The 23,682-nt window shown below is 73.0% G+C and carries 25 protein-coding genes and 1 riboswitch; of the genes, 12 read left to right on the top strand and 13 right to left on the bottom strand.

Annotation, left to right across the window (positions count from 1 at the left end; genetic code table 11):
• The first annotated feature begins 144 nt into the window (after positions 1–144).
• Positions 145–255: riboswitch (TPP riboswitch) on the top strand.
• From thiO to Q7L73_RS21100, 4 genes are all read left to right on the top strand, one after another.
• Complete coding sequence (thiO, locus tag Q7L73_RS21115; protein ID WP_304691687.1) at positions 248–1,426, top strand: glycine oxidase ThiO; 1,179 nt, start codon at positions 248–250, stop codon at positions 1,424–1,426. It overlaps the preceding riboswitch by 8 nt.
• Complete coding sequence (thiS, locus tag Q7L73_RS21110; protein WP_304691688.1) at positions 1,423–1,632, top strand: sulfur carrier protein ThiS; 210 nt, start codon at positions 1,423–1,425, stop codon at positions 1,630–1,632. Before thiO ends, thiS begins: the two co-directional genes overlap by 4 nt.
• 1 nt (position 1,633) lies before the next feature.
• Positions 1,634–2,470, top strand: a complete 837-nt coding sequence (locus Q7L73_RS21105) for a thiazole synthase (protein ID WP_304691689.1) — start codon at positions 1,634–1,636, stop codon at positions 2,468–2,470.
• Positions 2,463–2,963: an ester cyclase gene (locus tag Q7L73_RS21100; RefSeq protein ID WP_304691690.1), complete on the top strand. Its 501-nt coding sequence runs from the start codon at positions 2,463–2,465 to the stop codon at positions 2,961–2,963. Before Q7L73_RS21105 ends, Q7L73_RS21100 begins: the two co-directional genes overlap by 8 nt.
• 59 nt (positions 2,964–3,022) lie before the next feature.
• On the opposite strand, the gene Q7L73_RS21095 is transcribed toward Q7L73_RS21100, so the two are convergent.
• Complete coding sequence (locus Q7L73_RS21095) at positions 3,023–3,697, bottom strand: endonuclease/exonuclease/phosphatase family protein (protein ID WP_304691691.1); 675 nt, start codon at positions 3,695–3,697, stop codon at positions 3,023–3,025.
• Positions 3,698–3,720: 23 nt separating this feature from the next.
• Between Q7L73_RS21095 and argF the strand changes: the two genes are divergently transcribed.
• Both argF and Q7L73_RS21085 read left to right on the top strand, forming a co-directional pair.
• On the top strand, positions 3,721–4,593 hold the full coding sequence (argF, locus tag Q7L73_RS21090) for an ornithine carbamoyltransferase (RefSeq protein ID WP_304691692.1): 873 nt from the start codon (positions 3,721–3,723) through the stop codon (positions 4,591–4,593).
• Between the two features lie 70 nt (positions 4,594–4,663).
• Positions 4,664–5,755, top strand: coding sequence for a hypothetical protein (locus Q7L73_RS21085; protein WP_304691693.1), 1,092 nt, complete (start codon positions 4,664–4,666; stop codon positions 5,753–5,755).
• A gap of 90 nt (positions 5,756–5,845) precedes the next feature.
• Here the strand turns inward: Q7L73_RS21085 and Q7L73_RS21080 are convergent, their stop codons facing one another.
• The 3 genes from Q7L73_RS21080 to Q7L73_RS21070 form a co-directional block, all read right to left on the bottom strand.
• Positions 5,846–6,259: a GFA family protein gene (locus Q7L73_RS21080; RefSeq protein ID WP_304691694.1), complete on the bottom strand. Its 414-nt coding sequence runs from the start codon at positions 6,257–6,259 to the stop codon at positions 5,846–5,848.
• A gap of 83 nt (positions 6,260–6,342) precedes the next feature.
• Positions 6,343–7,845, bottom strand: coding sequence for a hypothetical protein (locus tag Q7L73_RS21075; RefSeq protein WP_304691695.1), 1,503 nt, complete (start codon positions 7,843–7,845; stop codon positions 6,343–6,345).
• Between the two features lie 10 nt (positions 7,846–7,855).
• Positions 7,856–8,896, bottom strand: coding sequence for a hypothetical protein (locus Q7L73_RS21070; protein WP_304691696.1), 1,041 nt, complete (start codon positions 8,894–8,896; stop codon positions 7,856–7,858).
• A gap of 130 nt (positions 8,897–9,026) precedes the next feature.
• Here Q7L73_RS21070 and rlmD point away from each other — a divergent pair, with 130 nt between their 5' ends.
• Genes rlmD through Q7L73_RS21055 form a run of 3 tightly spaced genes read left to right on the top strand, consistent with a single transcriptional unit; the run spans position 9,027 to position 11,500 of the window.
• Positions 9,027–10,397 (top strand): 23S rRNA (uracil(1939)-C(5))-methyltransferase RlmD, encoded by a 1,371-nt coding sequence (gene rlmD, locus Q7L73_RS21065; protein ID WP_304691697.1) that lies wholly within the window; start codon positions 9,027–9,029, stop codon positions 10,395–10,397.
• A 27-nt stretch (positions 10,398–10,424) separates the two neighbouring features.
• On the top strand, positions 10,425–11,081 hold the full coding sequence (locus Q7L73_RS21060; protein WP_304691698.1) for a hypothetical protein: 657 nt from the start codon (positions 10,425–10,427) through the stop codon (positions 11,079–11,081).
• A gap of 32 nt (positions 11,082–11,113) precedes the next feature.
• The gene (locus tag Q7L73_RS21055) at positions 11,114–11,500 is read left to right on the top strand and encodes a hypothetical protein (RefSeq protein WP_304691699.1); all 387 of its coding nucleotides are present in this window, start codon (positions 11,114–11,116) and stop codon (positions 11,498–11,500) included.
• A gap of 1 nt (position 11,501) precedes the next feature.
• On the opposite strand, the gene Q7L73_RS21050 is transcribed toward Q7L73_RS21055, so the two are convergent.
• Positions 11,502–12,290 carry an alpha/beta fold hydrolase gene (locus Q7L73_RS21050; protein WP_304691700.1) on the bottom strand — a complete coding sequence of 263 codons (789 nt, stop codon included), beginning with the start codon at positions 12,288–12,290 and terminating at the stop codon, positions 11,502–11,504.
• A 99-nt stretch (positions 12,291–12,389) separates the two neighbouring features.
• Here Q7L73_RS21050 and Q7L73_RS21045 point away from each other — a divergent pair, with 99 nt between their 5' ends.
• Both Q7L73_RS21045 and Q7L73_RS21040 read left to right on the top strand, forming a co-directional pair.
• Positions 12,390–13,328: a zinc-binding dehydrogenase gene (locus Q7L73_RS21045; RefSeq protein WP_304691701.1), complete on the top strand. Its 939-nt coding sequence runs from the start codon at positions 12,390–12,392 to the stop codon at positions 13,326–13,328.
• Between the two features lie 71 nt (positions 13,329–13,399).
• The gene (locus Q7L73_RS21040) at positions 13,400–14,200 is read left to right on the top strand and encodes a DUF4097 family beta strand repeat-containing protein (RefSeq protein WP_304691702.1); all 801 of its coding nucleotides are present in this window, start codon (positions 13,400–13,402) and stop codon (positions 14,198–14,200) included.
• A gap of 12 nt (positions 14,201–14,212) precedes the next feature.
• On the opposite strand, the gene Q7L73_RS21035 is transcribed toward Q7L73_RS21040, so the two are convergent.
• From Q7L73_RS21035 to Q7L73_RS21000, 8 genes are all read right to left on the bottom strand, one after another.
• Positions 14,213–14,821 (bottom strand): uracil-DNA glycosylase family protein, encoded by a 609-nt coding sequence (locus tag Q7L73_RS21035; RefSeq protein WP_304691703.1) that lies wholly within the window; start codon positions 14,819–14,821, stop codon positions 14,213–14,215.
• A gap of 47 nt (positions 14,822–14,868) precedes the next feature.
• Entirely contained in the window at positions 14,869–16,755 is a 1,887-nt protein-coding gene (locus Q7L73_RS21030; RefSeq protein ID WP_304691704.1) for a glycosyltransferase, read from the bottom strand.
• Between the two features lie 84 nt (positions 16,756–16,839).
• The gene (locus Q7L73_RS21025; protein WP_304691705.1) at positions 16,840–18,012 is read right to left on the bottom strand and encodes an inositol-3-phosphate synthase; all 1,173 of its coding nucleotides are present in this window, start codon (positions 18,010–18,012) and stop codon (positions 16,840–16,842) included.
• Between the two features lie 57 nt (positions 18,013–18,069).
• Positions 18,070–18,726 carry a CDP-alcohol phosphatidyltransferase family protein gene (locus Q7L73_RS21020; protein WP_304691706.1) on the bottom strand — a complete coding sequence of 219 codons (657 nt, stop codon included), beginning with the start codon at positions 18,724–18,726 and terminating at the stop codon, positions 18,070–18,072.
• A complete protein-coding gene (locus tag Q7L73_RS21015; protein ID WP_304691707.1) occupies positions 18,726–19,508 on the bottom strand; it encodes a phosphatase PAP2 family protein in 783 nt (260 codons plus the stop codon). The genes Q7L73_RS21020 and Q7L73_RS21015 overlap by 1 nt, the downstream gene beginning before the upstream one ends.
• An 83-nt stretch (positions 19,509–19,591) precedes the next feature.
• A complete protein-coding gene (locus Q7L73_RS21010) occupies positions 19,592–21,400 on the bottom strand; it encodes a hypothetical protein (RefSeq protein WP_304691708.1) in 1,809 nt (602 codons plus the stop codon).
• Positions 21,370–21,945: a CAP domain-containing protein gene (locus tag Q7L73_RS21005; protein ID WP_304691709.1), complete on the bottom strand. Its 576-nt coding sequence runs from the start codon at positions 21,943–21,945 to the stop codon at positions 21,370–21,372. Before Q7L73_RS21005 ends, Q7L73_RS21010 begins: the two co-directional genes overlap by 31 nt.
• Complete coding sequence (locus Q7L73_RS21000; RefSeq protein ID WP_304691710.1) at positions 21,920–22,732, bottom strand: alpha/beta fold hydrolase; 813 nt, start codon at positions 22,730–22,732, stop codon at positions 21,920–21,922. Before Q7L73_RS21000 ends, Q7L73_RS21005 begins: the two co-directional genes overlap by 26 nt.
• Before the next feature lie 52 nt (positions 22,733–22,784).
• Here Q7L73_RS21000 and Q7L73_RS20995 point away from each other — a divergent pair, with 52 nt between their 5' ends.
• Positions 22,785–23,681: a PfkB family carbohydrate kinase gene (locus tag Q7L73_RS20995; RefSeq protein ID WP_304691711.1), complete on the top strand. Its 897-nt coding sequence runs from the start codon at positions 22,785–22,787 to the stop codon at positions 23,679–23,681.
• The last annotated feature ends 1 nt before the right edge of the window (position 23,682 follow it).

The following is a 23,682-nucleotide window of genomic DNA, read 5'->3' as shown; positions in this document are numbered from 1 at the left end:
CCGGGCGCGCTCCTCCGCGGCGCGCTCATGCTCCCGCGCGCCACGGGGGACCGCGTCCGGTCCGGGCGGCGGCGTCTCTCCGAACGCCGCCGAGCCGTTTCATCGGCATCCGCTCGGAAAACTGAAGCGAGGGCCTGGCGCTACCATCGCAAGTACGGGAGCCCGTGTGGGCTGAGAGGGTGGCGAAGCACGCGCCGCCGACCGTCACGACCTGATCCGGATAATGCCGGCGCAGGGAAGGAGGCACGTGCCCCAGCGAACGCATCACAGCTTCGACGTCGCCGTCGTCGGCGGCGGGATCATCGGCCTCGCCGTCGCCTGGCGAGCGCAGCGGCACGGCATGCGCGTCGTGCTGCTCGAACGCGCGCCGGCCGTCGCGACCGGCGCCACGCACGCCGCCGCCGGCATGCTCGCGCCCGTCAGCGAGGCGCACGTCGCCGAGCGCGAGCTGCTCGCGCTCGGGTTGGAGAGCGCCGCCCGCTATCCGGACTTCGTCGCGCAGCTCGCGCAGGCGAGCCCGCTCGACGCCGGCTTCCTCGCCTGCGGCACGCTGCGGGTCGCGCGCGACCGCGACGAGGCCGAGGCGCTCGACCGCGAGCGCGCGGTGCGCGAGCGGCTCGGGCTGCCGGTCGAGCGGCTGCTGCCGACCGCCGCCCGCCGGCGCGAGTCGGGACTGGCGCCGACGATCCGGCTGGCGCTGGAGTTCGCCGACGACCACGCCGTCGACCCGCGCGCGATCAGCGCGGCGCTCGCCGACGCCTTCACGCGTGCCGGCGGCGAGCTGCGCACCGGCGCCGAGGCGGCCGCGCTGACCAGCGCCGGCGACCGCGTCACCGGCGTCGCGCTGGCGAGCGGCGCGGCCGGTGACGGCGCCTCGATCGCCGCCGACCAGGTCGTCGTCGCGACCGGCGCCTGGACCGAGCGGCTCGGCGGGCTGCCCGCCGGCGCGCGCGTGCCGGTGCGCCCGGTCAAGGGCCAGATCCTGCGGCTGCGCGACCCCGCCGGCCCCGGCCTGATGACGCGCGTGCTGCGGATGGACCCCGGCTACCTCGTCCCGCGCGGCGACGGACGCTACGTGCTCGGCGCGACGATGGAGGAGCGCGGCTACGAGACCGACGTCACCGCCGGCGGCGTCTTCGAGCTGCTGCGCGACGCGATCGAGCTGGTCCCCGGCCTCTCCGAGCTGGTGATCGAGGAGGTCGAGGCCGGCCTCCGTCCGGGCACGCCCGACAACGCGCCCGCGCTCGGCGCCGGCGCGCTGCGCGGCCTGCACTGGGCGGCCGGTCATCACCGCAACGGCATCCTGCTCGCGCCGATCACGGCCGACCTGCTGCTGCAGTCGCTGACCGGCTCGCCGCTGGACCCGCTCGCGGCGCCGTTCGCGCCCGGACGTTTCACGACCACGACGAAGGAGGTCGCCGCATGACGACGATCCGCCTCAACGGCGAGCAGCGCCGCCTCGACGACGGCGCAACCGTCCAGCACGCGCTCGACCTGCTGAACGTCACGCCCGACTCGCGCGGCGTCGCCGTCGCCGTCGACCGCGAGGTCGTCCCGCGCGGCGACTGGGCCGCGACGGCATTGCACGAGGGCGCGGCCGTCGAGGTCGTGATGGCGATCCAGGGAGGCTGAGATGAGCACTGTCGATCCAACAACCGGCACCGGCGCGCTCGACGCCGCGGCCGCCGCCGATCCGCTGACGATCGCCGGCAGAGCGTTCCGCTCGCGGCTGCTGCTCGGGACCGGCGGCTTCCAGTCGCTGGAGGCGATGGCGGAGGCGATCAAGGTCAGCGGCAGCGAGCTGGTGACGGTCGCGCTGCGGCGGATCGACCCGGGCGCGGCCGGCTCGATCATGGACGTGATCGCCGACGCCGGCGTCGAGGTGCTGCCGAACACCGCCGGCTGCTACACCGCCCGCGACGCCGTCACGACCGCGCGGCTCGCGCGCGAGGCGTTCGAGACCAACTGGGTCAAGCTCGAGGTGATCGGCGACGACCGCACGCTGCTGCCGGACGCGATCGAGCTGGTCGAGGCGGCCGAGATCCTCGTCGACGACGGCTTCGTCGTGCTGCCGTACACGACCGACGACCCGATCCTCGCGCGCCGGCTGGAGGACGTCGGCTGCGCCGCGGTGATGCCGCTCGGCTCGCCGATCGGCTCCGGGATGGGGATCAACAACCCCTACAACATCGCGATCATCCGCGAGCGCACGCAGCTGCCGGTCGTGCTCGACGCCGGCGTCGGCACCGCCTCCGACGCGGCGCTCGCGATGGAGCTGGGCTGCGACGCGGTGCTGTGCGCGAGCGCGATCTCCCGCGCGCACGACCCGCGCGCGATGTCGCTCGCGATCAAGGCCGCGGTCGAGGCCGGGCGGCTTGCGCGCGTCGCCGGGCGGATCCCGCGACGGCTCCACGCCGAGGCCTCGACGCCCGATGCCGGCCTGCCCGACTTCGGCGTGGCGGATGCCTGACGAGCAGGTCACGCGGCGCCCGGTCGACGAGCTGCTCGACGGCTGGGAGGCGGCCTGGTGCGGGCGCGACGCCGCCGCCTTCGCGCCGATCTGCGATCCCGACCTCCACTACGAGGATCCGCTCACGAGGGGCACGCCGCTGATCGGCGTCGAGGAGCTGAGCGCGCTCGCGCGCAGAGTCTGGGGCGGCTTCCCGGACGTGCGGCTGGAGCGCGCCGGCGAGCGGCTCACCGACGGCCGCTTCGCCGCCGCGCCGGCGCGGCTGGCGGGGACGCACCGCGAGGCGGTCGACGGGCTCCCGGCGACGAACCGCTTCGTGGTCGTCCACTGCCTCTTCTACTGCGAGCTGCGCGGCAACAGGCTGCTGCGCGTGCGCGCCTTCTTCGACCTCTACGACGCGGCGACGCAGCTCGGCGTGCTGCCGAGACACGGCACGCTCGGCGAGAAGGCGCTGCTGACGCTGCGCGGCTTCGGGCTGCGGGCGCGCGGCTAGCGCGAGCCGCGCCCCAGCTCTGCGCGTGACGCCCCGCGCGGCCTCGTAGGACGCGCGTCCTACTCCAGCGTCGCTCGCACCGGCGCGTGGTCGGAGAGGTCGCCGCGGTCGAGCAGCTCGCGTCTGGTCCCGGCCGCGCGCACGAGCCCGCCGGCGGCGTAGAGGTGGTCGACGCCGCTGCCGGCGACGTGCGTCAACGGCGCGGGCGGCGACGGGTCGCGCACGTTGAGGTCGCCGCCGAGCACGAGCGGCGCGCCGGCCGCCCAGCGCAGCGCGGTCGCGCCCGCGAGCGCGATCTCGCGACGCGCCTGCGGGTCGTCGTGCACGGTCGCGTGCAGGTTCGCGAACCAGCGGCCGCGGTCGTCGCGGACGGCGTGGACGACGCGCCGCTCCGGCCGCAGGCAGAGCCGCCGGCGCGCGTGCAGCTCGATCCGCGGACCGCGCACGAGGATCACGTTCGCGCCGCCGCCGCCGGACTTGATCGCCTCCGGCCAGCGTTGCGCGATCGCCCGCCGCAGCGGCAGCAGCTGGTTGCGGGAGGTGAGCGCGGTGCGCTGGTCGGCGTCGCAGGCGGCGGCGAGCGGCGGTCCCCACCACGGCGGGACCTCCTGCAGCAGGGCCACGTCCCACTCCCAGGTGCGGAGACGCTCTGCAAACAGGTGCATCAAGTCGCGATTCCGCGCGGGGATCGAACGTCCGTGGAAGAGGTTCCAGGTCACGACGCGCAGCGCCATCGAGTGAACGTACACTGCGCGACGTGCCGCGCCACTTTCTGACCGGAACCGAGTTGAGCAGAGACGAGCTGCTCGCGCTGATCGATCGCGCGATCGAGCTGAAGGCGAACCCGCTCGCCTCGACGGCGCTCGCCGGCAAGAGCGTCGGGCTGATCTTCCAGAAGCCGTCGACGCGCACGCGCCTGTCGTTCGAGGCCGGTGTCTTCGAGCTGGGCGGCAATCCGGTCGTCCTGCGGCCCGACGAGATGCAGCTGAGCCGCGGCGAGGCCGTGCGCGACACCGCGTACGTGCTGTCGCGCCATGTTGCCGCCATCGGTCTGCGCACGCACGCCGATGCGTTGATCGAGGAGCTTGCGCAGTACGCGACGGTGCCGGTCGTCAACATGCTCACCGCGGGTCACCATCCCTGCCAGGCGCTCGCTGACTTGACGACGTTGAAGGAGACGTTCGGCACGCTCGACGGTCTCGTTCTCACCTACGTCGGTGACGGCAACAACGTCGCTCGTTCACTCGCACTCGTCGGCACGCTCGCCGGCGTCGAGGTGCGTGTCGCGGCGCCGACGGGGTACCAGTTGGAAGATGGCACGGGCGCAAAGCTGTTCGACGATCCCGCCGCCGCCGTCGCTGATGCGCACGCCGTCTACACCGACGTGTGGGTCAGCATGGGCGACGAGGAGACGGCCGACGCGCGCCGCGCCGCGCTTGCCGATTACCGCGTCGACGACGCGCTGCTCGACCTTGCCGCGCCGAACGCGATCGCACTTCACGACCTGCCCGCGCACCCTGGTGACGAGATCACCGCAGAGGTCCTTTACGGTGAGCGTCAGCGCATCTGGGACCAGGCAGAGAACCGTCGTCACGCGCAAAAAGCCCTGCTCGAACTGCTGTTGCGGTAACGCGACGACATGCCGCTGCGGTAGCCTCGCGCCAGACCGCCCGTTACACCCCGCTTCTGAGGAGCCGTCAATGCCGCAGCCGAAGTCCCCCGCGTCGACCGCAGCCGCTAGAAGAGCTGCGCGCAGATCGGCGGCCGCGAGACCGACGTCGAGAAGAGCGACGGCGAGAAGACCGGTCGCGAGAGCGGCGGCGAGAGCGCCAGCCGCGAGAGTCGCCAGAAGAGCTGCAGCGAGAAGAGCGCCGGCCGCGAGAGCTGCCGCCAGAAGAGCTGCCGCCAGAAGACCCGCCGCGAGAGCTGCGGCGAGAAGAGCGCCGGCCGCGAGAGCTGCCGCCAGAAGAGCTGCCGCGAGAAGACCCGCCGCCAGAGCGGCGGCGAGCAGACCTGCCGCCAGAAGAGCGGCGGCGAGAAGAGCGCCGGCCGCGAGAGCGCCCGCGACCAGAAGAGCCGCCGCCAGAAGACTGGCTGCGAGAAGAACGGCTCCGGCGGCGAGAAGAGCGGCCGCCAGAAGACTCGCCAGCAGACCGGCGGCGAGAAGAGCCGCGGCGAGACCGGCGGCCAGAAGAGCAGCTGCCAGCAGACCCGCCGCGAGAAGAGCCGCGGCGAGACCGGCCGCGAGAAGAGCTGCGGCGAGAAGAGCGCCGGCCGCCAGAAGAGCCGCTGCGAGAAGACCCGCCGCCAGGAGAGCGGCGGCGAGAAGAGCTGCGAGAAGAGTCGCGGCCGCCCCCTCCGATGAGGAGGCTGCCAGGGGCGTCTCCGACGCCGCTGACAGTGTCAGAGCCGCGCAGGGCGAGGATCCGCTCGCTCAGCTCGTCGGCACGTTGCGCGACCAGCTCTCCGATCGCGTCTTCGAGCCGCTGAACCTCGTGATGCTCGCCGCCGACCGGATCCAGGGCACGCTCGACGACGCCGTCGCAAGAGGCCGCGTGACGAGGGGAGATGCGAACGATCTCGTCTCTGAGCTGGTCCGTCGCGGCCGCGAGCAGACCGACGACGTGCTCGGCAACCTCGACGAGCTGCTCGGCAAGGGCATCGATCAGCTCGACGCGCTCTCCCGCAAGCTCGAGGAGAAGAGCGCCAAGGCGCGTCGCACCGAGTCGGTCGACCGCATCGTCGCCAGCGCCGAGCGCGCCCGCAGAGCGGTCGGCAAGCAGCTCGGCTGACCCACGTCGCATCCGGCAGCCGCCCGCTTCGTCGCGAGCGGCTGCCGTCGGCGCCCGGCCGCCCACAGCGGCGGCCGTCGTCGTCGTCGCTCAGCTCGGCCGCGGGCCGTCGTAGCGCGGGAGGCCGTCGTCGGCGAGCGCCTCCCAGGCGGGCGCGGAGCTGACCCACTGGTGCCAGCGCGGCCGGATGCCGGGATCGCCGTCGACCGCCCCGAGCCGCACCGCGACTATCGAATCCGTCGCCGGGTCACCGGCGAACAGGTGCGAGCCGCAGCCGCCGCAGAACGCCTTCGCCTTGCCGCCCTCCGGCTGCCAGCTGCGCACCTGCTCGGCGCCGCTGACGATCGCGAACGCCGACGCCGCGACGACGCCCGCCGGCGATGCTGCCGTCCCCGTCCGCCGCTGGCAGCGCCCACAGTGGCAGTAGCCCGCCTCGGAGAACGGCGCCCGCACCTCGGACCGCACCGCGCCGCAGTTGCACTCGCCTGTCATCACCGCTGCCATCGATCCTCCGCGTAAAGTTCGCTTGCCGGCCGGCCCGGACCCTAGCGCGCCCCGCTCACCCCGACGCGCAGCGCGCGGGTGCGTCAGAGGCCGAGGTCGGTCGCCAGGACGGCGAGGTCGAGGCGCTCGCCGGTCAGCTCGGCGAGCAGCTCCTCGGCGCTGCGGCGCTGGCCCTCGGCCCACAGCGCGCGCAGCGCGGCGCCGGCTTCGGCGGAGCTGAACCAGTCGTCGCCGAAGCGGTCGGTCAGCCAGCGGCGCAGGTGGGTCTCGAGCGCCCAGGCGCGCAGATAGGCGGCGACGTAGAAGCCGGGGTCGAGATCGCTCAGGTGGGTCTCGGCGGGCCAGGCGACCCCGACCGCGCCGGAGAGCGAGCGCGCGTAGACCTCGCCCAGCAGCGCGTCGCCGGGAGCGGCCGCGTCGTGGACGATCAGCTCGTAGGCGAGCTTGCCGCAGTAGCGCCGCAGGTAGATCAGCCGCGCCGCGCGCGCATGCATGGCGAGCGCGCCGTCGTCGTCGCGCACGCCCCGCGCCGCGAGCCAGCGGGGATCCTCCACGAGGTGGTCGAAGAGGAACGCGAACGCCTCCGTCAGCGCGTTGTCGCCGAGATGGCGGTACTCGAACGGGAGCGCCGCGTCCATCGCCGCGAAGTGCTGCGCGTGACCGCCCTCGTGCAGCAGCGCCGCGTAGTCGTCGCGGCCGCCGACCGGCGCGACCACCAGCCGCACGTCCGCGGGCGCGCGCACCGCGACGCAGAAGGCGCGCGGCGACTTGCGCGGGCGCGGCTCGACGTCGAGGTCGATGCGACCGCCGCCGTCGGGCGACAGCCCGAGGCCGCGGCACGACGACGCGTACGCCTCCAGCAGCCCGTCGGCGGGAAAGGCGCCGTCGTCGGCCGTCGCGCGGAAGAACCACGGCAGGTCGGCGCGCGCAAGCCGGTCGAGCCCGACCCCGACGGTCCGCTCCAGCGCCGGCCCGACGACGGCGCCGTAGGCCGCGCCGCCCGTCGCCGCCAGGAACGCGTCGCCCTGCCGCCCGAGCAGGTCGAGGTCCCACCCCTTCAGCTCCGCGCACATCGCGCGGTAGCTCGGCCAGCCGAGCTCGGCGACGAGCGCGCGCGTCCGCTCCAGCGCCGCGCGGTGGAGCGGGTTCAGCTCGCGCTCGGTCGCCTTCAGCCGCGCCGCCTCGATCTCGGCGCGCCGCTGCCGATCGGGCGAGTTCGCCTGCGCGACGGTCGACGCGCGGAAGCCGAGCGGTCCGCCGGGCAGGTCGAGCCGCAGCGTCGCCTCGCGCTGCGCGAGCGCCTCCTCCTCGGCCGCGGTCGCGCGCCCGAGCAGCCCTTCGACGGCGAAGTCGAGCAGCATCCGCAGCTGCCGTGCCTCGTCGTCGCGCACGCCCGGCGCGTCGCTCGCGGCAGCGACGCGCCCTCGCAGCGCAGCAACCGCCTCGAACGAGAACAGCGCCGCGTGCCGCGCGTAGATCGCGTCAATCGCGAACGCGTCCGAGAGCCCGGCGTAGTGCCCGTGGTAGGCCTCGCCCAGCTCCCTGACGAACGTCTCCGCCTGCGTCCGGTATGCGCTCAGTTCCACGCCGCGGATGCTACGTCCTGGCGCGGCCTCGCAGCTCGCGCACGCAGCTGCTGAAGGCCGCCTCCCACGTCGGCGCGAGCTGCTCGACCGTCTGCGTTCTGGCCCATGCGACGGCGTTGGCACGCAGCTCCGAGAGCCGTTGGCGGTCGTCGAGCAGCGCGCTCAGCGCTGCGTGCCAGTCACCGTCGCCGACCAGCAGCCCACCTTGCTGGGGGCCGAGGTCGGCATACGGACCGATCGGCGAGGCGAGCCACATTGCGCCCGCGGTCGCGTACTCCTTCAGCTTTACGTTCGAGCGGGCGCGGTTGAAGGGCGTGTCAGCAAGCGGGGCGAGCCCGATCGCGAACTCGCGCTCCTGCCCGATCAGTCTTTGCACGGGGATCTGGCCGCGTTCCTCGTAGGCCGGGCTGCGGAAGCCGAAGGAGACGCCGATCGACACGACGCGCACATCGTCGCGCTCGCGCAGCAGCCGCTCGAGCACCTTCGCGAGCTTCAGCTTTCTGACGTCGTCGAAGTGCTCGAGGCCGCCGACGTACCCGATCGTCACGCCCGGCCGGCGTCGCCGCGATTCGGGCCGCGCCAGCTCCCTCGCGGTCAGCGCGTTCTCGATCACCTGCACGCACGCGCCGCGCTCGCCGTAGATCTCGGCGATCCGTCTGCTCGGCGTCGTCATCAGCGAGGCCGCGCGTGCGATCTCGACGGTGCGTTCGAAGTCCTGCTTCGTCTCCCGTCGGCTGCGCCCGTTCCAGTTGCGGGTCAGCTTTGGCAGCGACGCGATGTCGTCGTCGTTGTCCCAGATCACGGCGATCCGTGCCGCCCGCAGCCGCTCGACGAAGTCGAGGTGCGCGGGCATCAGGCCGCGGTGGAGCAGCAGCGCGTCGCAGGCCGGGACCTCGTAGTGCGCGGCGGCGTCGGCGCCGGGTGGCGGCCACAGGATGCGGTGGCCGCGCGCTTCGAGCGCGCGCAGCGGCAGGATCGCCCGATAGTGGGCGTTGGCCGTCTCGCTGGCGAAGATGCCGCCGATCCGCATCGCTTCCCCCAAATCGCTCACGTCCCCCGACCGGGCGCGCGGGCCCCGATCCCTGAACGGCCATTATCGAGTGACCGATGCCTGCTCGGCAAGTGACCACGGTCGCGTCGCGATCGCCGCTGGCACGGGACCTGCCATCCTAAGCAGTTCGATGAGCACGCCTTCCACCACACAACGCAAGCGCCCGGACCGGTTCGCCGAACTCGAGGTCACGATCGACAGCCTCGCCTTCGGCGGCAACGGCGTCGCCCGCCATGACGGCTACGTGCTGTTCGTGCAGGGCGCGATCCCCGGCGATCGCGTGCGGGTGAAGGTGACCAAGACCAAGCGCGATTACGGCGAGGCGATAACGCAGGAGGTGCTGGAGCCGAGCCCCGACCGGATCGCGGCCGTCGCTCAGCATCCCGGCGCGCCGTGGCAGGTGCTGCCGTACGAGAAGCAGCTGGAGATCAAGAGCCAGCAGGTCGACGACGCGCTGCGGCGGATCGGCAAGCTCGCCGGCTACGAGCTGGAGCCGATCGTCCCGGCGCTGCAGACGTGGCGCTACCGCAACAAGCTCGAGTACTCGTTCGGGACCGAGGGGACGGCGGAGAGAGGCGAGCTGATCTTCGGCTTCCACGCGCCCGGGGAGTGGGACAGAATCGTCCCGATCGACGACTGCCTGCTCGCCTCCGAGGCCGGCAACGCCGTCCGCGAGCAGGTGCTCAGATTCTGCAAGGAGCAGGGGCTGGAGCCGTACGACCGCCGCACCCGCCGCGGCTTCCTGCGCAACTGCGTCGTGCGCGAGGGCCGTCGCACCGGCCAGTTCCAGGTTCGGCTCGTGACGATGCCGGGCGAGCTGGACGAGGAGGCGTTCGCGCAGGCGGTCGACGTCGACGGCCTGATGTGGACCCAGTACGACGGTCTCGGCGAGACGACCACCTCCGGCGAGACGACCGTCATCTCCGGCAGGGAGTACCTCGAGGAGGAGCTGAACGGGATGACCTTCCGGGTCTCCCCGCACGCCTTCTTCCAGGTCAACACCGAGATGGCGGAGAAGCTCTACGGCCTTGCCGGCGAGTACGCCGCGCTGGCCGGCTTCGAGCGCCTCTACGACCTCTACTGCGGCATCGGCACGATCGGCCTGACGATGGCGCCGCGCGCCGGCGAGCTGTGGGGGCTGGAGATCGTCGAGCCGGCCGTCGGTGACGCGATCGCGAACGCGAGACTGAACGAGATCGACAACGCCCGCTTCTTCGCCGGCGACGCGCGCACCGCGCTGAGACTGCTCGTCGAGCAGGCCGGCTCGCCGGACGTCGTCGTCGTCGACCCGCCGCGCGCCGGCCTCTCGCAGAAGGTCGTCAGACGGATCATCGACGCCTCGCCGAAGCGGATCGTCTACATCTCCTGCAACCCGACGACGCTGGCGCCGAACGCGGCCCAGCTGGTCGAGGCCGGCTACGTGCTGCGCAAGGTGCGCCCGGTCGACATGTTCCCGCAGACGCCGCACATCGAGTGCGTCGCGCTGCTGGAGCGCGCCTGACCCACGCGCGTCTACCATCGCTCGGCGATGGTGACGATCGCTGAGCTGGAGATCGCCGACGAGCCGCAGCGCTGGTCGGCGCTCGGCTTCGCAGTCGAGAGCGACCGCTGCCGGATCGGCGCGGTCGCGCTGCGCTTCGCCGGCCGCGAGGCGGGCCGCGGGCTGATCCGCTGGCACCTCCGCGGACTGCCCTCGCGTGACGGCGACCCCGGCGCGGAGCCGGCGCTGGACGGGCTGCCGACCGCGCATGCGGCGCCGGGTGACGGCGGCGCGCACGAGCCGCCCGCCCATCCCAACGGCGTCGTCGCGATCGACCACATCGTCGCGATCTCGCCCGACCTCGACCGCACCGTCGCGCGCCTCCAGGAGGCCGGTCTCGACCTGCGCCGGATCCGCGAGCAGCCGACGCCGGCCGGCGCGCCGCGGCAGGCCTTCTTCCGCCTCGGCGCCGAGCTGCTCGAGGTCGTGCAGGAGCCGCAGCAGATCGCCGCGAGAGCCGGCGGGAGCGACCGCCCGGCCTTCTTCTGGGGCCTCGCGCTGCGCTGCCCCGACCTCGACGCGACCGTCGCGACGTTCGGCGAGAACGTCGGCGGGATCCGCGACGCGGTCCAGCCGGGGCGGCGGATCGCATCGGTACGGCGCGTTGCAGGACTTGCGCTGCCGGTGGCGCTGATGACAGATTAATGGGCAACGCTTCCCGGATAGGAGTTCCCCGCATGTCCCATCGTCTTCGCCTGCTGGCCCTGGTCGCCCTCGCGCTGCCGGCACTGCTGATCCCGTCGGCCGCCAACGCCGCGACGAGAAGAACCTCGACCTCCGAGTGCCCGATCTTCACCGTCGTCAAGAACGACCCGCAGTCGGGCTTCAGCGCCGGCAAGTACCACCGCCTCAACTTCACCCCGGCCGGCACGACCCTGACGTGCACCGACACCTACAACATCTTCCGCAGCTACCTCTACGAGCCGAGATCGATGAGAGGCTGGACGACGCAGAAGCTCGGCGGCAGACTGAGCGGCGCGATCGGCAAGCGCTTCATCAAGAGCGGCACGAACGGCAGAACCGGCTTCGACGTCTGGCGCTTCCCGAGCAGAAGCTCGAAGTAGCTCAGGCGACGGCTGCGAGCGGGGCGTCGAACGACTCGGCGCCCAGCTCCGCGTCGCGGAATCCGCGCAGCGCCGCCGCGATCTCGCGGTAGGTCGGTGCGTGGAAGCCCATCCCGAGGTGCGTCGTGTCGACCTCGACGTGGCGCGCGCCGGGGTCCAGGCAGGAGCGCCAGTCGACGATCCCATCGTTGCGCGAGTAGATCGAGACATAGCCGACGTGGGTCGGCAGCGGCGCGCGCAGGTTCTCGCGCAGCGGCTCGCAGCAGGCGCCGTCGCGGCAGGCGGCGCGCAGCAGGCCGGGCACGCCGAGCATCCCGAGGCGGCCGACCAGCTCGACGTTCATGCGCACGAGCGGGTGCACCATCAGCGGGTCCAGCAGCGGCGAGCCGAGCGTCACGACGCCGCTGACCAGCTCCGGCCGGCGGCCGGCGAGGGCGCGCGCGTGGGCGCCGCCGCGGCTCTGGCCGACGATCGCGACGCGGCGGCCGCCGGAGGCCTCGTAGAGCTGCTCCAGGCGCTGCTCCAGCCGCGCGACGGTCTCGCCGCCGCAGCCGACGTTGAGGCGGATGCCGGCGCGCTCGGTGCGGTAGCCGGCGCGCTGCAGCCAGCCGCTCATCGTCGCCAGCGAGCGGTCGCCGGCGAGGTAGCCGGGGATCAGCAGCAGCGGGCGGCCGTGGCCGGCCGGCATCCCGTGGCCGCGGAAGATCGGGTCGACGAAGAGGCCTGCGGCCGCGGTCGGCAGCAGCGTCTCACGCCAGATCGGCGGCAACGACCGGAGCTGTGGGGGCACGATCCGCATCTCTCCTCCTCGGCGAGACTCTCTCACACCGAGTGGTCGGTCTGCATGGAGAACCGTCACAGCCTGCGGGTCATATGCCAGACTCGCCGCATGCGAGCCGTGACGATCCGAGACAGAGCGCTGACGGTGGCCGAGCAGCCCGATCCGGCCCCCGGCGCGGGCGAGGTGCTGGTGCGCGTGCGCGCTGCCGGCCTCAACGGCGCCGACATGATGCAGCGGCGCGGCCTCTACCCGGCGCCGCCCGACGCGCCGCAGGACATCCCCGGGCTGGAGCTGGCCGGCGAGGTCGTCGCGCTCGGCCCCGGCGCGACCCGCTTCGCGCCCGGCGCACGCGTGATGGCGGTCGTCGGCGGCGGCGCGCAGGCCGAGCTGGCGGTCGTCCACGAGCGGCTGCTGATGGCGGTCCCGGAGGCGCTCGACTGGCCGGCAGCAGGTGGCTTCCCGGAGGCGTTCACGGTCGCGTACGACGCGCTCGTGACGCAGGCGGGGCTGGCGAGCGGCGAGCGGCTGCTCGTCCACGGCGCGGCCGGCGGCGTCGGCAGCGCTGCGGTCCAGCTCGGCCGCGCGCTCGGCGCGCGCGTCACCGCGACCGTCCGCAACCCCGGCGCGCGCGACGCCGTCGCCGCGCTCGGCGCGACCGTGATCTCTCCGGAGGGCTTCGGCGAGCACGGCCCGTTCGACGTCGTGCTGGAGCTGATCGGCGCGCCCAACCTGGCCGAGAACGTCAACGCGCTCGCGACCGGCGGGCGGATCGCCGTGATCGGGATCGGCGCCGGCGCGAAGGGCGACCTGCACCTCGGCGCGCTGATGATGAAGCGCGCCCGCGTGATGGGCTCGACGCTGCGGGCGCGGCCGTTGGAGGAGAAGGCGATCGCCGCGCGCGCCGTCGAGCGCCACGTGCTGCCGCTGGTGGAGGCGGGCGCGCTGACCGTGCCGGTCGCCGCGACCTTCCCGCTCGCGGACGTCGAGGCCGCCTACGGGAGCTTCGAGGCGGGCGGCAAGCTCGGCAAGATCGTGCTGCTGCCGTAGGGCTAGCCCCAGCAGCGAGTGGGGAGCAGTCCCCGTTCCGCGCTGACGGCGACCGGCATAGGCTGGTCGGCGTGACCAGCACCCCGCCGCCCGAGAGAGGGCTCTCCCGCCCGTTCGTGATCTTCTGCGTCGTCTTCGGCGCGATCGTCGTCGTCTGGGCGGCGCTGTGGTTCGCCGCCGCCTCGGTGCAGCAGAGCGACGACCGCACGCAGTCCTACGGCGGCGTCGAGCGGCTGCGCCTGAAGGGCAGCAGCGGTGAGATCAAGGTCGTCGCCGAGCGGCGCGACGACGTCGAGGTGATCGCCCATCGCACCTGGGGGCTGAAGGAGCCGCGCCTGCAGCAGAGCTTCGCCGACGGCGAGCTGACGCTGTCGGGCAGCTGCGGCTTCTGGGGCACGTTCGGCCCGCAGGGCTGCGACACCGAGTTCGAGGTGCGCGTGCCGGTCGAGCTGCCGCTCGACGTGCGCGGCTCCTCCGGCGACGTCAGCGCGCGCGGCATCGCCGGCGACGCCTACATCGGCTCCAGCTCCGGCGACGTGACGGTCGTCGACGCGACCGGGCCGCTGCGCGTCGGCGCCTCCTCCGGCGACGTCGTGGTCGAGGGCTATGGCGGCGACGACGTGACCGCGCACGCCTCCAGCGGCGAGGTCGTCGTGCGCGCGCGCAGAGCGCCGAGACGGATCGAGGCGGTCGCCTCCTCCGGCGACGTGACGGTCGCGGTGCCGGGCGGCAGCGGCTACGACGTGGTCACCGAGGCCAGCTCGGGCAGCGAGCGCGTCGACGTCAGGCGCGACAGCGGCTCGCCGCACAAGGTCGAGGCGCGCGCCTCCTCCGGCGACGTCGACGTCGTCACGCTCGACGACGCCCGCTGAGGGCGCCGCCGGCTAGTACGGCGGCAGGTCGGCGTACCAGTCGCCGAGCACCTTGAAGGCCCGCCAGAAGGCGTGCTTGGAGCCCTCCTCGTCGAGCGAGTCGTCGATGTTCGGGACGTACAGCGCGTCGATCGACGGCGTCAGCTGCTGCAGCCGGCCGGGCTCCTGCTCGACGTGGCGCGCGAGCGGCAGGCCGAGGTCGTTGAGCACGTCGAGCGCCTCCTCGCCCATCACGACGACGATCTTCGGCTGCACGATCGCCAGCTCCTCCAGCACCCGTTCGATGCAGGCCTGGTCGGCCAGCGAGGGGTCGGAGACCGGGCACTTGACGCAGAGCGTCCCGTAGACCGCGAGCGGGTCGATCTGCAGCCGCTTGAGCGACTTCATCAACGCGCCGCCGGAGCGGCCGTAGAAGGCGACGCCCTCCTCCACCTCCGACGGGCGCGGCTGGTACTTCAGCATGAAGACGTCCGCCTGCGGGTGGCCTGAGCCGAGCACCGGCATCAGGTTCCCCCGCGGGCAGTGGGGGCAGGTCTGGAGATCGCGCGTCAGCTGGTTGAGGTCGCGAATGGCGCGCTCGAGGTACTTCTCGCGGATCTCGTCATCTGTGGTCACGGGCATGCTCTCGGGAGAATTGGACGTTCCCACGTCATCTCCCTGCCCGTGCATCAGGACTTGCGAACCGCGCGCCGCACGCGCGCCTCGCGCACGCCTCTGCGTGCGGGGGGCGGCGTCGCCTTCGTCTGCAGGAACTTCAGCGCCTGCACGTACAGCAGGCTGGCGGGCGTGCGGATCACGTCGGCCTCCCGCAGCGCCTCCATGAACTCCTGCGGCCCGTCGAAGTCGGGCATGCGGATGCGGACCGAGCCGAGCCCCTGCGCGACGTGCGCGTCGGAGCCGGCGCCGGCCGGCACGCGGTACTTGGCGGCGAAGCGGACCGCCTCCTCGTTGAACTCGTGGATCGCGATCCGCGGGTTGAAGACCTCGATCGCGTCGACGTCGTCGAGCACCGCCAGCAGGTGCTCGTAGTCGGGCACCGAGTGCATCCGGTCGAACGGGTGGGGGACGTAGACGAGGCCGCCCTGGCGCTTGATCTCGGCGATCGTCTGCTCCAGCGAGAGCCCGCGCGGGATCAGCTCTCTGAGGAACAGGCCGATCACCTCGCCCTGGTCCTTCGTCTTGACCTCCTCGCCGACGATCACCTTGATCCCCTCGGCCTTCGCCTGCGCCTCCAGCGCGCCGGAGATCTCGTTGTGGTCGGTGACGGCGATCGCGCCGAGCCCTCTCGCCTTCGCCTGCGCCAGCAGCACCTCGACCGGCGTCGCGCAGTCGCCCGAGTGGTCGGTGTGCATGTGCAGGTCGACGTCGATCCGCGGCCGTCTCGCGACGACGGCGCGCAGCACGGGGTCGCCACGGCCGTCGTGGCGGCGCGCGACGAGGTCGCCGTAGACCTGCTCCAGCTCGTCGACGACGCGCGTCCACGAGAGCCGCTCGCGCAGCTGCGGCTCGCGCACCAGCCGCGTCAGCTGGGCGGTCAGCGTCTCGACGTCGCCGGGCTCGAACAGCAGCCCCGCGCCCTCCTCGATCAGCTCCTCGTAGACGGGCAGCCGCGAGACGACCGGGACGGCGCCGGCGGCGATCGCGTCGAGCACCCCGGCCGGGACCGGCACGGCGCCGGCGGAGGCGCGCACGACGACGTCGGCGCGCGCCAGCAGGGCGGCCTCGTCCAGCTCGTCGGGGCCGACGAAGGCGACGCGGCCGCGCAGCTCGCCGCGCAGCGCTCCGGGCGGCTGCAGGCCGCTCGGGGTCCACACGGTCGCGCGCCAGGGACGGTCGAGCGGCAGTCTCCGCAGCGCCCGCACGAAGGTGCGGACGGCAGGGCGCTCCTCGTCGGAGACGAGCACCAGCTCGGGGCCGCGCGGATCGTCGTCGGCGAGCCGCTCGTGGTCGCTGCGGGGCGCGTCGGCGCCGGGCAGGACGACGCGGTAGTCGGCCGGGAACCAGCGGTTGAGCTGCTCGCGGGTCGCCTCGTAGGAGGCGACGCGGGCGTCGAGCCGGCCGAGGAACAGCTCGACGACGCGGCGCGCGACCTGCGTCGAGAGGACCCGCTCGGTGGTCGAGTGGAAGGAGCCGACGTTGAGCGCGCGCGAGTGGCGCAGCGCGGCGCTGGCGGCGCTCGGCGCGAACGGCTCGTGGATGTGCGCGAGGTCGAGCGGCGCGATCGAGAAGAACTGCTCGATCGTGCGGGCGACGTCGATCGGCAACGAGACCGCGCGCTTGCGCGAGGGCGAGAACGGCAGCACCTCGCCGACGCCGAGCAGCCGCGGCACGCCCTCGTCGGCGCCCTCCAGCAGCTTCGCCGGATCGTCGGCGGCGGCGCGGATCGCTCTGCGCGAGGCGCGCACAAGCGCGGCCGACTGCGACGGCGCGACGATCAGCACCCGATGCCCGCGCGCCGCCAGCTCGTCGGCGACGCGAGCGACGTGACGGTTCACGTCGTGCTGCGCTTCCCAGGCGTAGGGCGTGACCTGGGCGATCGCGAAGCGCTCTGACACGGCTCCGGAGGATAGAGCCCTGAGAACGCGAACGGCCCGCCGAGCGGCGGGCCGTTGCAAATCCTGCGGTATGCGGCTGGACGCCTAGGCGTCGCCGTCGGCCGCGACCGGGGCGCTGGCGCCGGTCGGCGCGGTGCCGACCTTCTTGCCGTACTGCGCGATGAAGGTCTCGGTGTCGTTGCGTGCCTCGTCGTCGGGGCGCTGGTTCTGCGGCGACTTCATCAGGTACGAGCTGGGGCCGTCGAGCTGGCCGCCGACGCCGTGGTTGAGCGCCAGCTTGCAGCAGCGCACGGCGTCGGTGACGATGCCGGCGGAGTTCGGCGAGTCCCACACCTCGAGCTTCAGCTCGGCGATCAGCGGCACGTCGCCGAACGCTCTGCCCTCGAGGCGGATGTGGGCCCACTTGCGGTCGGTCAGCCACGGCACGTAGTCCGACGGGCCGACGTGGACGTCTCTGGCGGGCAGCTCGAGACCGGCGACCGAGGTGACGGCGTTCGTCTTCGAGATCTTCTTCGACTCGAGCCGCTCGCGCTCGAGCATGTTGAAGAAGTCCATGTTGCCGCCGACGTTCAGCTGCGAGGTGTGCTCGAGCTTGACGCCGCGCTCGTGGAAGAGGCGCGCGAGGTTGCGGTGCGTGATCGTCGCGCCGACCTGCGACTTGATGTCGTCGCCGACGATCGGCAGGTTGGCCTTCTTGAAGCGGTCGTCCCAGTAGGTCTCGGACGCGATGAAGACCGGGATGCAGTTGACGAAGCCGCAGCCGGCCTCGATGACCTGCTCGACGTACCACTTCGTCGCCTGCTCGGAGCCGACCGGCAGGTAGGAGACGACGACGTCGGTCTTCGTGTCCTTGAGGATCTGGACGATGTCGGCCGTCGGGCCGTCGGCCTTTCTGATCTTCTGCGACAGGTACTTGCCGAGGCCGTCGTGCGTCATGCCGCGCTGGACGGTGACGCCGAGTCTCGGGACGTCGGCGAATCTGATCGTGTCGTTCTGGCCGGACCAGATCGCCTCGCCCAGATCCTTGCCGACCTTGTCCGCGTCGATGTCGAAGGCGGCCGTGAACTCGATGTCACGGACGTGGTAGCCGCCGAGGTCGACATGCATGAGGCCGGGGACGCGCTCGTTCGGATCGGCGTCTCTGTAGTACTGGACGCCCTGGATGAACGAGTTGGCGCAGTTGCCGACGCCGATGATGGCGACGCGGACCTTGTCGGCCTGGTAACGGCTCGCGCCGTTGGTGGAAGCGTTGGTCACTTGGGGTGTTTCCTCCTGAAGGATGCTGTCGGGAAAGACCCCGACGAACGCCTGTGGTTACACAGATGTTGCGGATCTGGCCGCGATGAGCATCTGTCTGCGCACGTGGAAGATCCGCTGGAAGGTGGTGAAGACCGTCAGCACGGCCAGCACGTAGACCGCCGGGGCGAGCAGCTCGAAGTCGCCGAGCCCGGCGCCCTTGGCGAACAGCAGGCCGATCGAGAGGATCACGACGCGGATCGCACGCGAGGCGATCCCGACCTTGCACTCGATCCCGAGCGCCTCGGCACGGGCGCGCGTGTAGGAGACCATCAGCGAGAACAGCACCGCGACCACGACCGCCGCGACCGCGACGTCGTCGCCGGTCTTCGAGAAGTACCAGGCGACCGCGGTCAGCACGATCCCCTCCTCGACGCGGTCGAGCGTCGAGTCGAGGAAGGCGCCGAACGGCGTCCCCTTGCCCGACATGCGCGAGTAGCGGCCGTCGAGCGTGTCGCAGACGGAGCCGAGGATGAAGGCGATGCCGGCGAGGAAGAAGTATCTCTGCCACACCAGCGCGGCGGCGATCAGGTTGCCGACGAGGCCGGTCAGCGAGATCGCGTTCGGCGTCAGCCGCGACTCGATCAGCTTGTTGCGCATCGTCTCCGACAGCTCGCCGCGGGCGCGCGACTCGCCGCCGCGGCGGCGGCCGTCTCCGGGCTGGGCTGTCGACATCAGGCAGTCGCCTCGGCGCGCTCGACCTGGCCGAAGGACCAGGCAGCCGGGCGCAGACGCCCGAACAGCTGCCACGCGACGAGCGCCGAGATGCCGGCGGTCGCGGCGCCCAGTGCGGCGTCGAAGACGTAGTGGTTGCCTGTCGCCACGACCACGAACATGACGAGGAATGGATACAGGAACCAGAGGACCTTCAGCGGCTTGGGCTTGACGAGGCGGGCCATCGGCCAGCCGATCATCAGCGCGAAGCAGCAGTGCATCGAGGGCACGGCGGCGTACAGGTTCAGCAGCGCCGAGACCGGCTCGTTCTCGACCCGCACGCCGGTGAACGCGGCGACGGTGTCGGTGAAGCCCCACTCGGGCATCAGCCGCGGCGGCGCCGTCGGGAACGAGGCGTAGCCGATCAGCGCGATCCCCATCGCGACCATGAACATGTTCCGCACGAAGTAGAAGGCCTCGTTGCGGAAGAGGTAGATGAAGGCGAGCGAGCCGACCGTCACGACGAAGTGGCTGTTGATGTACATCCACGCCGCGAAGTCCGAGATCCAGCCGGTCGAGGCAGCCCACGACTGCACGCTCGGCTCGACGAAGACATGCAGCGAGTGCTCGAGGTTGATGATCTTGGTGGCGTTCCAGGCGGCGACGGCGCCCTTGCCGTCGACCATCCCGCGGACGATCTGGTAGCAGTAGTAGGCCGCTGCGAAGAGCAGCAGCTGCCGGACCAGATCTCCCACGCCATGTGGGAGCACCCGCCGCTCGAAGTTGCGAAGCGATCGAATCATGCGGAAACTCGCATCCTATCTCGGATCACGGTCTTACCCACGGTAAGCGACTTCTCACCCGTTCGTGAGCGGGTTCTCACCCGTCAGCAACGGGGGCTGACCGCACCCACGCGGCCGAGCGCGAAGCTCGTCGTCAGCTCGACCCGGCCGGCTCTGGCGACGCGCAGCTCCGTCTGGTCCTCGCCGCCCGGGACCGACACCGGCGCGACGCAGGCGTCGCCGCGCGCGACCTGCCAGTACGGCGTCCAGTGCATCCGCAGCCGCACCGTGCCGGGTCGCTCGACGTCGAGCGCGACCGTGTCGGGGCCGGCCGCGACGACCCTGCCGGGTCCGCTCGTCAGCCCCGTCGCGCCGTCGACCTCGAAGACGCGCCAGCGCGCGTCGGACCAGACCTCGCGCAGGTACGGCAGGCCGTTCGCGACCAGTCTCGCCTCCGCCCGCGCCGTGTAGTCGAAGCGCGTCCGCGGCAGCGCGACCCAGCGCACGCCGCTCCGCTGCAGCCAGGCGCGGTAGCTGTCCGCGGTCGGGTCGCCGTCGTAGAAGATCGGGTTGACCTTCTCGTCGAGCTGGCGCTCCCAGCCGCGCGCGAGCGGATGGCGCGGCGCGACCCAGCGCGCCTCCCAGTGCAGCTTCGTGAAGGGGATCTCGACGCGGCCGGCGATCCCGTCCGGGTCGGCGCCGTCGAGGAAGGCGTTGAGCGGCGCGTAGAACGACTGCTCGACGCTCGGGTCGCCGTGCGTCACGCGCACGTCGTGGATCGCCGACGTCCACTGCCAGTAGAGCAGCGGCAGCGCCAGCAGCGCGAGCGCCAGCCGCCGCCGCGGCCACAGCGCGAGCGCGAAGACCGGCCCGGCGCAGAGCGCACCGAGGCGGGCGGCGTTGCCGCCGAGCGGCGTGTCGAGCACGAACGCGGCGGTGCAGCCGAGCGCGTAGAGGACGATCGCGATCCGCAGCGCCCGCAGCTCGCGAGGAATCAGCCGCAGCGCGAGCGCGGCGGTTGCCGGCACCGGCCAGTAGGAGGAGAGCACGAACGGCTCGACGCCGCCCTCCGGGAAGGCGACCGACAGTGCCAGCACCGGCACCATCGCGGCGGCCGCGAGCGCGATGCCGCCGGCGCGTTCGAAGCTCATCAGCGCGCGCAGGGAGGCGGCCCGGCCGGGCGCGTCGCCGGCGGCAGCGGCGTCCGGCTCGCGCACGAGGGCGCCGGGCGCGTCGCCGGCGGCAGCCGCGTCCGGTTCGCGCGGCGGCAGCGGCTGCGCCAGCACGACGGCGACGGCGGCCATCGCGAGGAACAGCGCGGCGACCGGGCTGGCGAGCGCGCTCAGCAGTCCGCACAGCAGCGACAGCGCCGTCAGCAGCCGGCGGCGCCGCGAGCGCGGCGCGGCGGCGCCGGCCCGCTCGAAGGCGACCAGCGCGGCGAGCGCCGGCGCCAGCCCGAGCGCGAACGTGATCCGCCCGCTGAAGAGGATCGTCGCGCTGCCGAGCGCGAACCAGAGCGCGCCGAGCAGCGCCCGCGCGCCGAAGCGGTCGCGCGCGAGCTTCGCGAACAGCGCGCTGGCGGCGACGACGCAGAGGGCGCCGAGCAGGCGCGGGCCGAGCAGCCAGCCCAGCGGCGGCAGCAGCACGCTGTACCCGGGCATGTGGTGGCCGCCGTACCACTGCAGGTCCCACAGCGACAGGCCCTGGTCGCCGAACAGCCAGACGCGGTACTCGCTCGCGGCCAGGTCGAGGCTCGGCGGCGCCCACGCGACGTAGACCGCCGCCAGCACGGCTGACAGCAGCGCCGGCGCCCAGCGCGCGATCGGGCTGTCGCCGCTTCGACCGCTGACGCCGGCGGGCGCGGCGACCGCAGCTGACGCGCTCAGCGCGCCGAGGCCCAGTCGACGGTCCATATCGCCGCGTTCAGGCCCTGCAGGCGGCCGGTCGCGCGGCCGAGGCCGACGCGGCGGAAGTCGCGTTCGAGCAGGACCTCGCGATGCGGCGGCGAGTCGAGCCAGCCGCGCACCATCTTGCGCGCCTCGCGACGCGGGCTGGAGTGGGCCATCCAGCCGAGCACCTCGCCGACCGCGTGAGCCGAGCCGGAGGCGCGCGCGACGCGGCTGCCCCACTCGCCGTGGGCGAAGTAGCCGCGCCGGCCCATGTCGCGCGAGTGCGCGGCGGCGGTGCGGCTCATCCGCTCGTCGCGGCGGACGTCGGGCAGACCGGCGCGGGCGCGTATGCGGTTCAGCTCCGCGAGGATCGCCGCGCCGAAGTCCGCGCGGGCGGCGGCGGCCGTCGGGCCGGAGGACGCGGCGGCAGCGGGCGCAGGGGCGGCGGCGTCGGCGCCGGCCGGCGCAGCGGCCGTCCAGGCCCCCAGGAGCGCGAGCAGCAGCAGCGCTGTCGCAGCTCCGCGCAGGGTCCGGGCGCGAAGGTCAGTTGTCCCCGAGGAACGTGGCAATTCTGGTGATCAGCTCGGCCCTGTCGACCCAGGGCCAGTGTCCGGCGTTCGTGACGTGTTCGACCCTGCTCCCGGAGATCCTCGCGGCGTAGTCGTCACCGAAACGAGGTGGGATGTAGGGGTCGAGCGCGCCCCAAACTACCAATGTCGGCATCGTCAGAGATGAGAGATCTCTCCCCGCCTCTGCCAGTCGCGATTCCGGAGCGCTGCGGTAGAGCCGCAGGATCGCGCGCTGCGTGCCCTGGTCGAAATGGCGCCAGGCCGCGCTCGTGAAGGCGCTCGGCACGGGGCCGGCGAAGCCGTCGCGCAGCGCGCGGCGCAGCGTCAGCTTGAAGGTCAGCCCCATCGCCAGCTCGCCGATTCCCGGCGCGCGCCAGAGGCGCGCGACGCGGTGCCAGCGGTAGCCCGGCAGCAGCGGGACGGCGTCGACGATCACGAGCTTCTCGACCCGCTCGGGGTTGCGGATCGCCCACGCCAGCGCGGCCGAGCCCCAGTCGTGCACGACCAGCTTCACGCGCGGCACGCCGACGAGGTCGAGGAAGCGCTCGACGAAGCTCGCGATCCCCTCGATCGAGTAGTCGTTCTGCCCGCCCTTGCCGGAGCGGCCGAAGCCGAGCAGGTCGGGCGCGAGGCCGCCGGTCAGCGTCAGGAACGGCAGCCAGTCGTCGCTGCTGGTGGGGACGCCGTGGACGTACAGCGTCGGCGTCTCGCCGGGCTGCGGCGTCGGCGCCGAGCGCCAGAAGACCGGCTGCCCGTCCAGCTCCCCGGTGTGATCCGTCACCTCCACGAGGGGGCGAGCCTATAGCCACGCGGGGGTGCCAGGGGCTACCTTCCCGTGCGTGAGCGTTCTGGCCCTCGGTGAAGCCCTCGTCGACCTGATCTGCGAACGGCCGCTCGCCGACCTCGCCGCGGCCGACGCGTTCGTCCCCGCGCCCGGCGGCGCGACCGCCAACGTCGCCGTCGTCGCGGCCCGTCACGGCGCCAGGGTGATGCTCGGCGGCGGCGCCGGCGACGACAGCTGGGGCCGCTGGCTGCGCGAGCGGCTGGAGCGGGAGGGGGTCGACCTGCGCTTCTTCGCGCTCGCGCCGGAGACGCAGACGCGGCTCGCCTTCGCGCTCGTCGACGGCGCCGGCGAGCCGCGCTACGAGCTGTACGGCGCCGATCAGCGCGCCGTGCTGAAGGCCCTCTCCGGGCGCGTCGAGGAGGCCCTCAGAGCCGCCAGCGGCCTGCTGCTGAGCACGAACGTGCTGGTCGACCCGGACGAGCGCGAGCTGGTGCTGTCGCTGCGCGAGCAGGCGCTCGCGCAGGGGCTGCCGATCGTGCTGGACCCGAACCTGCGGCTCAACCGCTGGAGACTGCGCTCGCAGGCGCAGTCGTTCGCGAACGCCTGCGTGCGCGACGCGCTGCTGGTGCGCGCGACCGCCGCCGAGGCCGAGCTGATGACCGGCGAGAGCGACCCCGAGCAGGCGGCGCGGGCGCTGCTGAAGGGCGGCGCGCGGATGGTCGTGCTGACGCTCGGGCCGGGCGGCGCGATCCTGCGCGGCGAGCTGAGAGCGGACGTCCCGGGCGTGCCGGCGCAGGTGCGCTCGACGATCGGCGCGGGCGACACGCTGACCGGCGTGCTGCTGGCGCGGCTGGCGCTGAGCGGCTGGTACCCGGCCGCCGCCGCGGCCGCGCTGCGCGACGCCGTCGAGGCCTCCGCGCGCGCGACCGAGCGCTGGAGCGCGCTCGACTGAG

Source organism: Conexibacter sp. CPCC 205762, assembly GCF_030646155.1.
Taxonomy (GTDB): domain Bacteria; phylum Actinomycetota; class Thermoleophilia; order Solirubrobacterales; family Solirubrobacteraceae; genus Conexibacter.
Note: the sequence above shows the minus strand (reverse complement) of the source record. Positions and strands in the feature narration are given on the sequence as shown.

Bases quoted from the DNA above. Each gene is read 5' to 3' on its own strand.
- thiS (WP_304691688.1), top strand. From the start codon at position 1,423: ATGACGACGATCCGCCTCAACGGCGAGCAGCGCCGCCTCGACGACGGC.
- Q7L73_RS21105 (WP_304691689.1), top strand. From the start codon at position 1,634: ATGAGCACTGTCGATCCAACAACCGGCACCGGCGCGCTCGACGCCGCG.
- Q7L73_RS21100 (WP_304691690.1), top strand. From the start codon at position 2,463: ATGCCTGACGAGCAGGTCACGCGGCGCCCGGTCGACGAGCTGCTCGAC.
- Q7L73_RS21095 (WP_304691691.1), bottom strand. From the start codon at position 3,697: ATGGCGCTGCGCGTCGTGACCTGGAACCTCTTCCACGGACGTTCGATC.
- Q7L73_RS21085 (WP_304691693.1), top strand. From the start codon at position 4,664: ATGCCGCAGCCGAAGTCCCCCGCGTCGACCGCAGCCGCTAGAAGAGCT.
- Q7L73_RS21080 (WP_304691694.1), bottom strand. From the start codon at position 6,259: ATGGCAGCGGTGATGACAGGCGAGTGCAACTGCGGCGCGGTGCGGTCC.
- rlmD (WP_304691697.1), top strand. From the start codon at position 9,027: ATGAGCACGCCTTCCACCACACAACGCAAGCGCCCGGACCGGTTCGCC.
- Q7L73_RS21060 (WP_304691698.1), top strand. From the start codon at position 10,425: ATGGTGACGATCGCTGAGCTGGAGATCGCCGACGAGCCGCAGCGCTGG.
- Q7L73_RS21055 (WP_304691699.1), top strand. From the start codon at position 11,114: ATGTCCCATCGTCTTCGCCTGCTGGCCCTGGTCGCCCTCGCGCTGCCG.
- Q7L73_RS21045 (WP_304691701.1), top strand. From the start codon at position 12,390: ATGCGAGCCGTGACGATCCGAGACAGAGCGCTGACGGTGGCCGAGCAG.
- Q7L73_RS21035 (WP_304691703.1), bottom strand. From the start codon at position 14,821: ATGCCCGTGACCACAGATGACGAGATCCGCGAGAAGTACCTCGAGCGC.
- Q7L73_RS21020 (WP_304691706.1), bottom strand. From the start codon at position 18,726: ATGTCGACAGCCCAGCCCGGAGACGGCCGCCGCCGCGGCGGCGAGTCG.
- Q7L73_RS21015 (WP_304691707.1), bottom strand. From the start codon at position 19,508: ATGATTCGATCGCTTCGCAACTTCGAGCGGCGGGTGCTCCCACATGGC.
- Q7L73_RS21010 (WP_304691708.1), bottom strand. From the start codon at position 21,400: ATGGACCGTCGACTGGGCCTCGGCGCGCTGAGCGCGTCAGCTGCGGTC.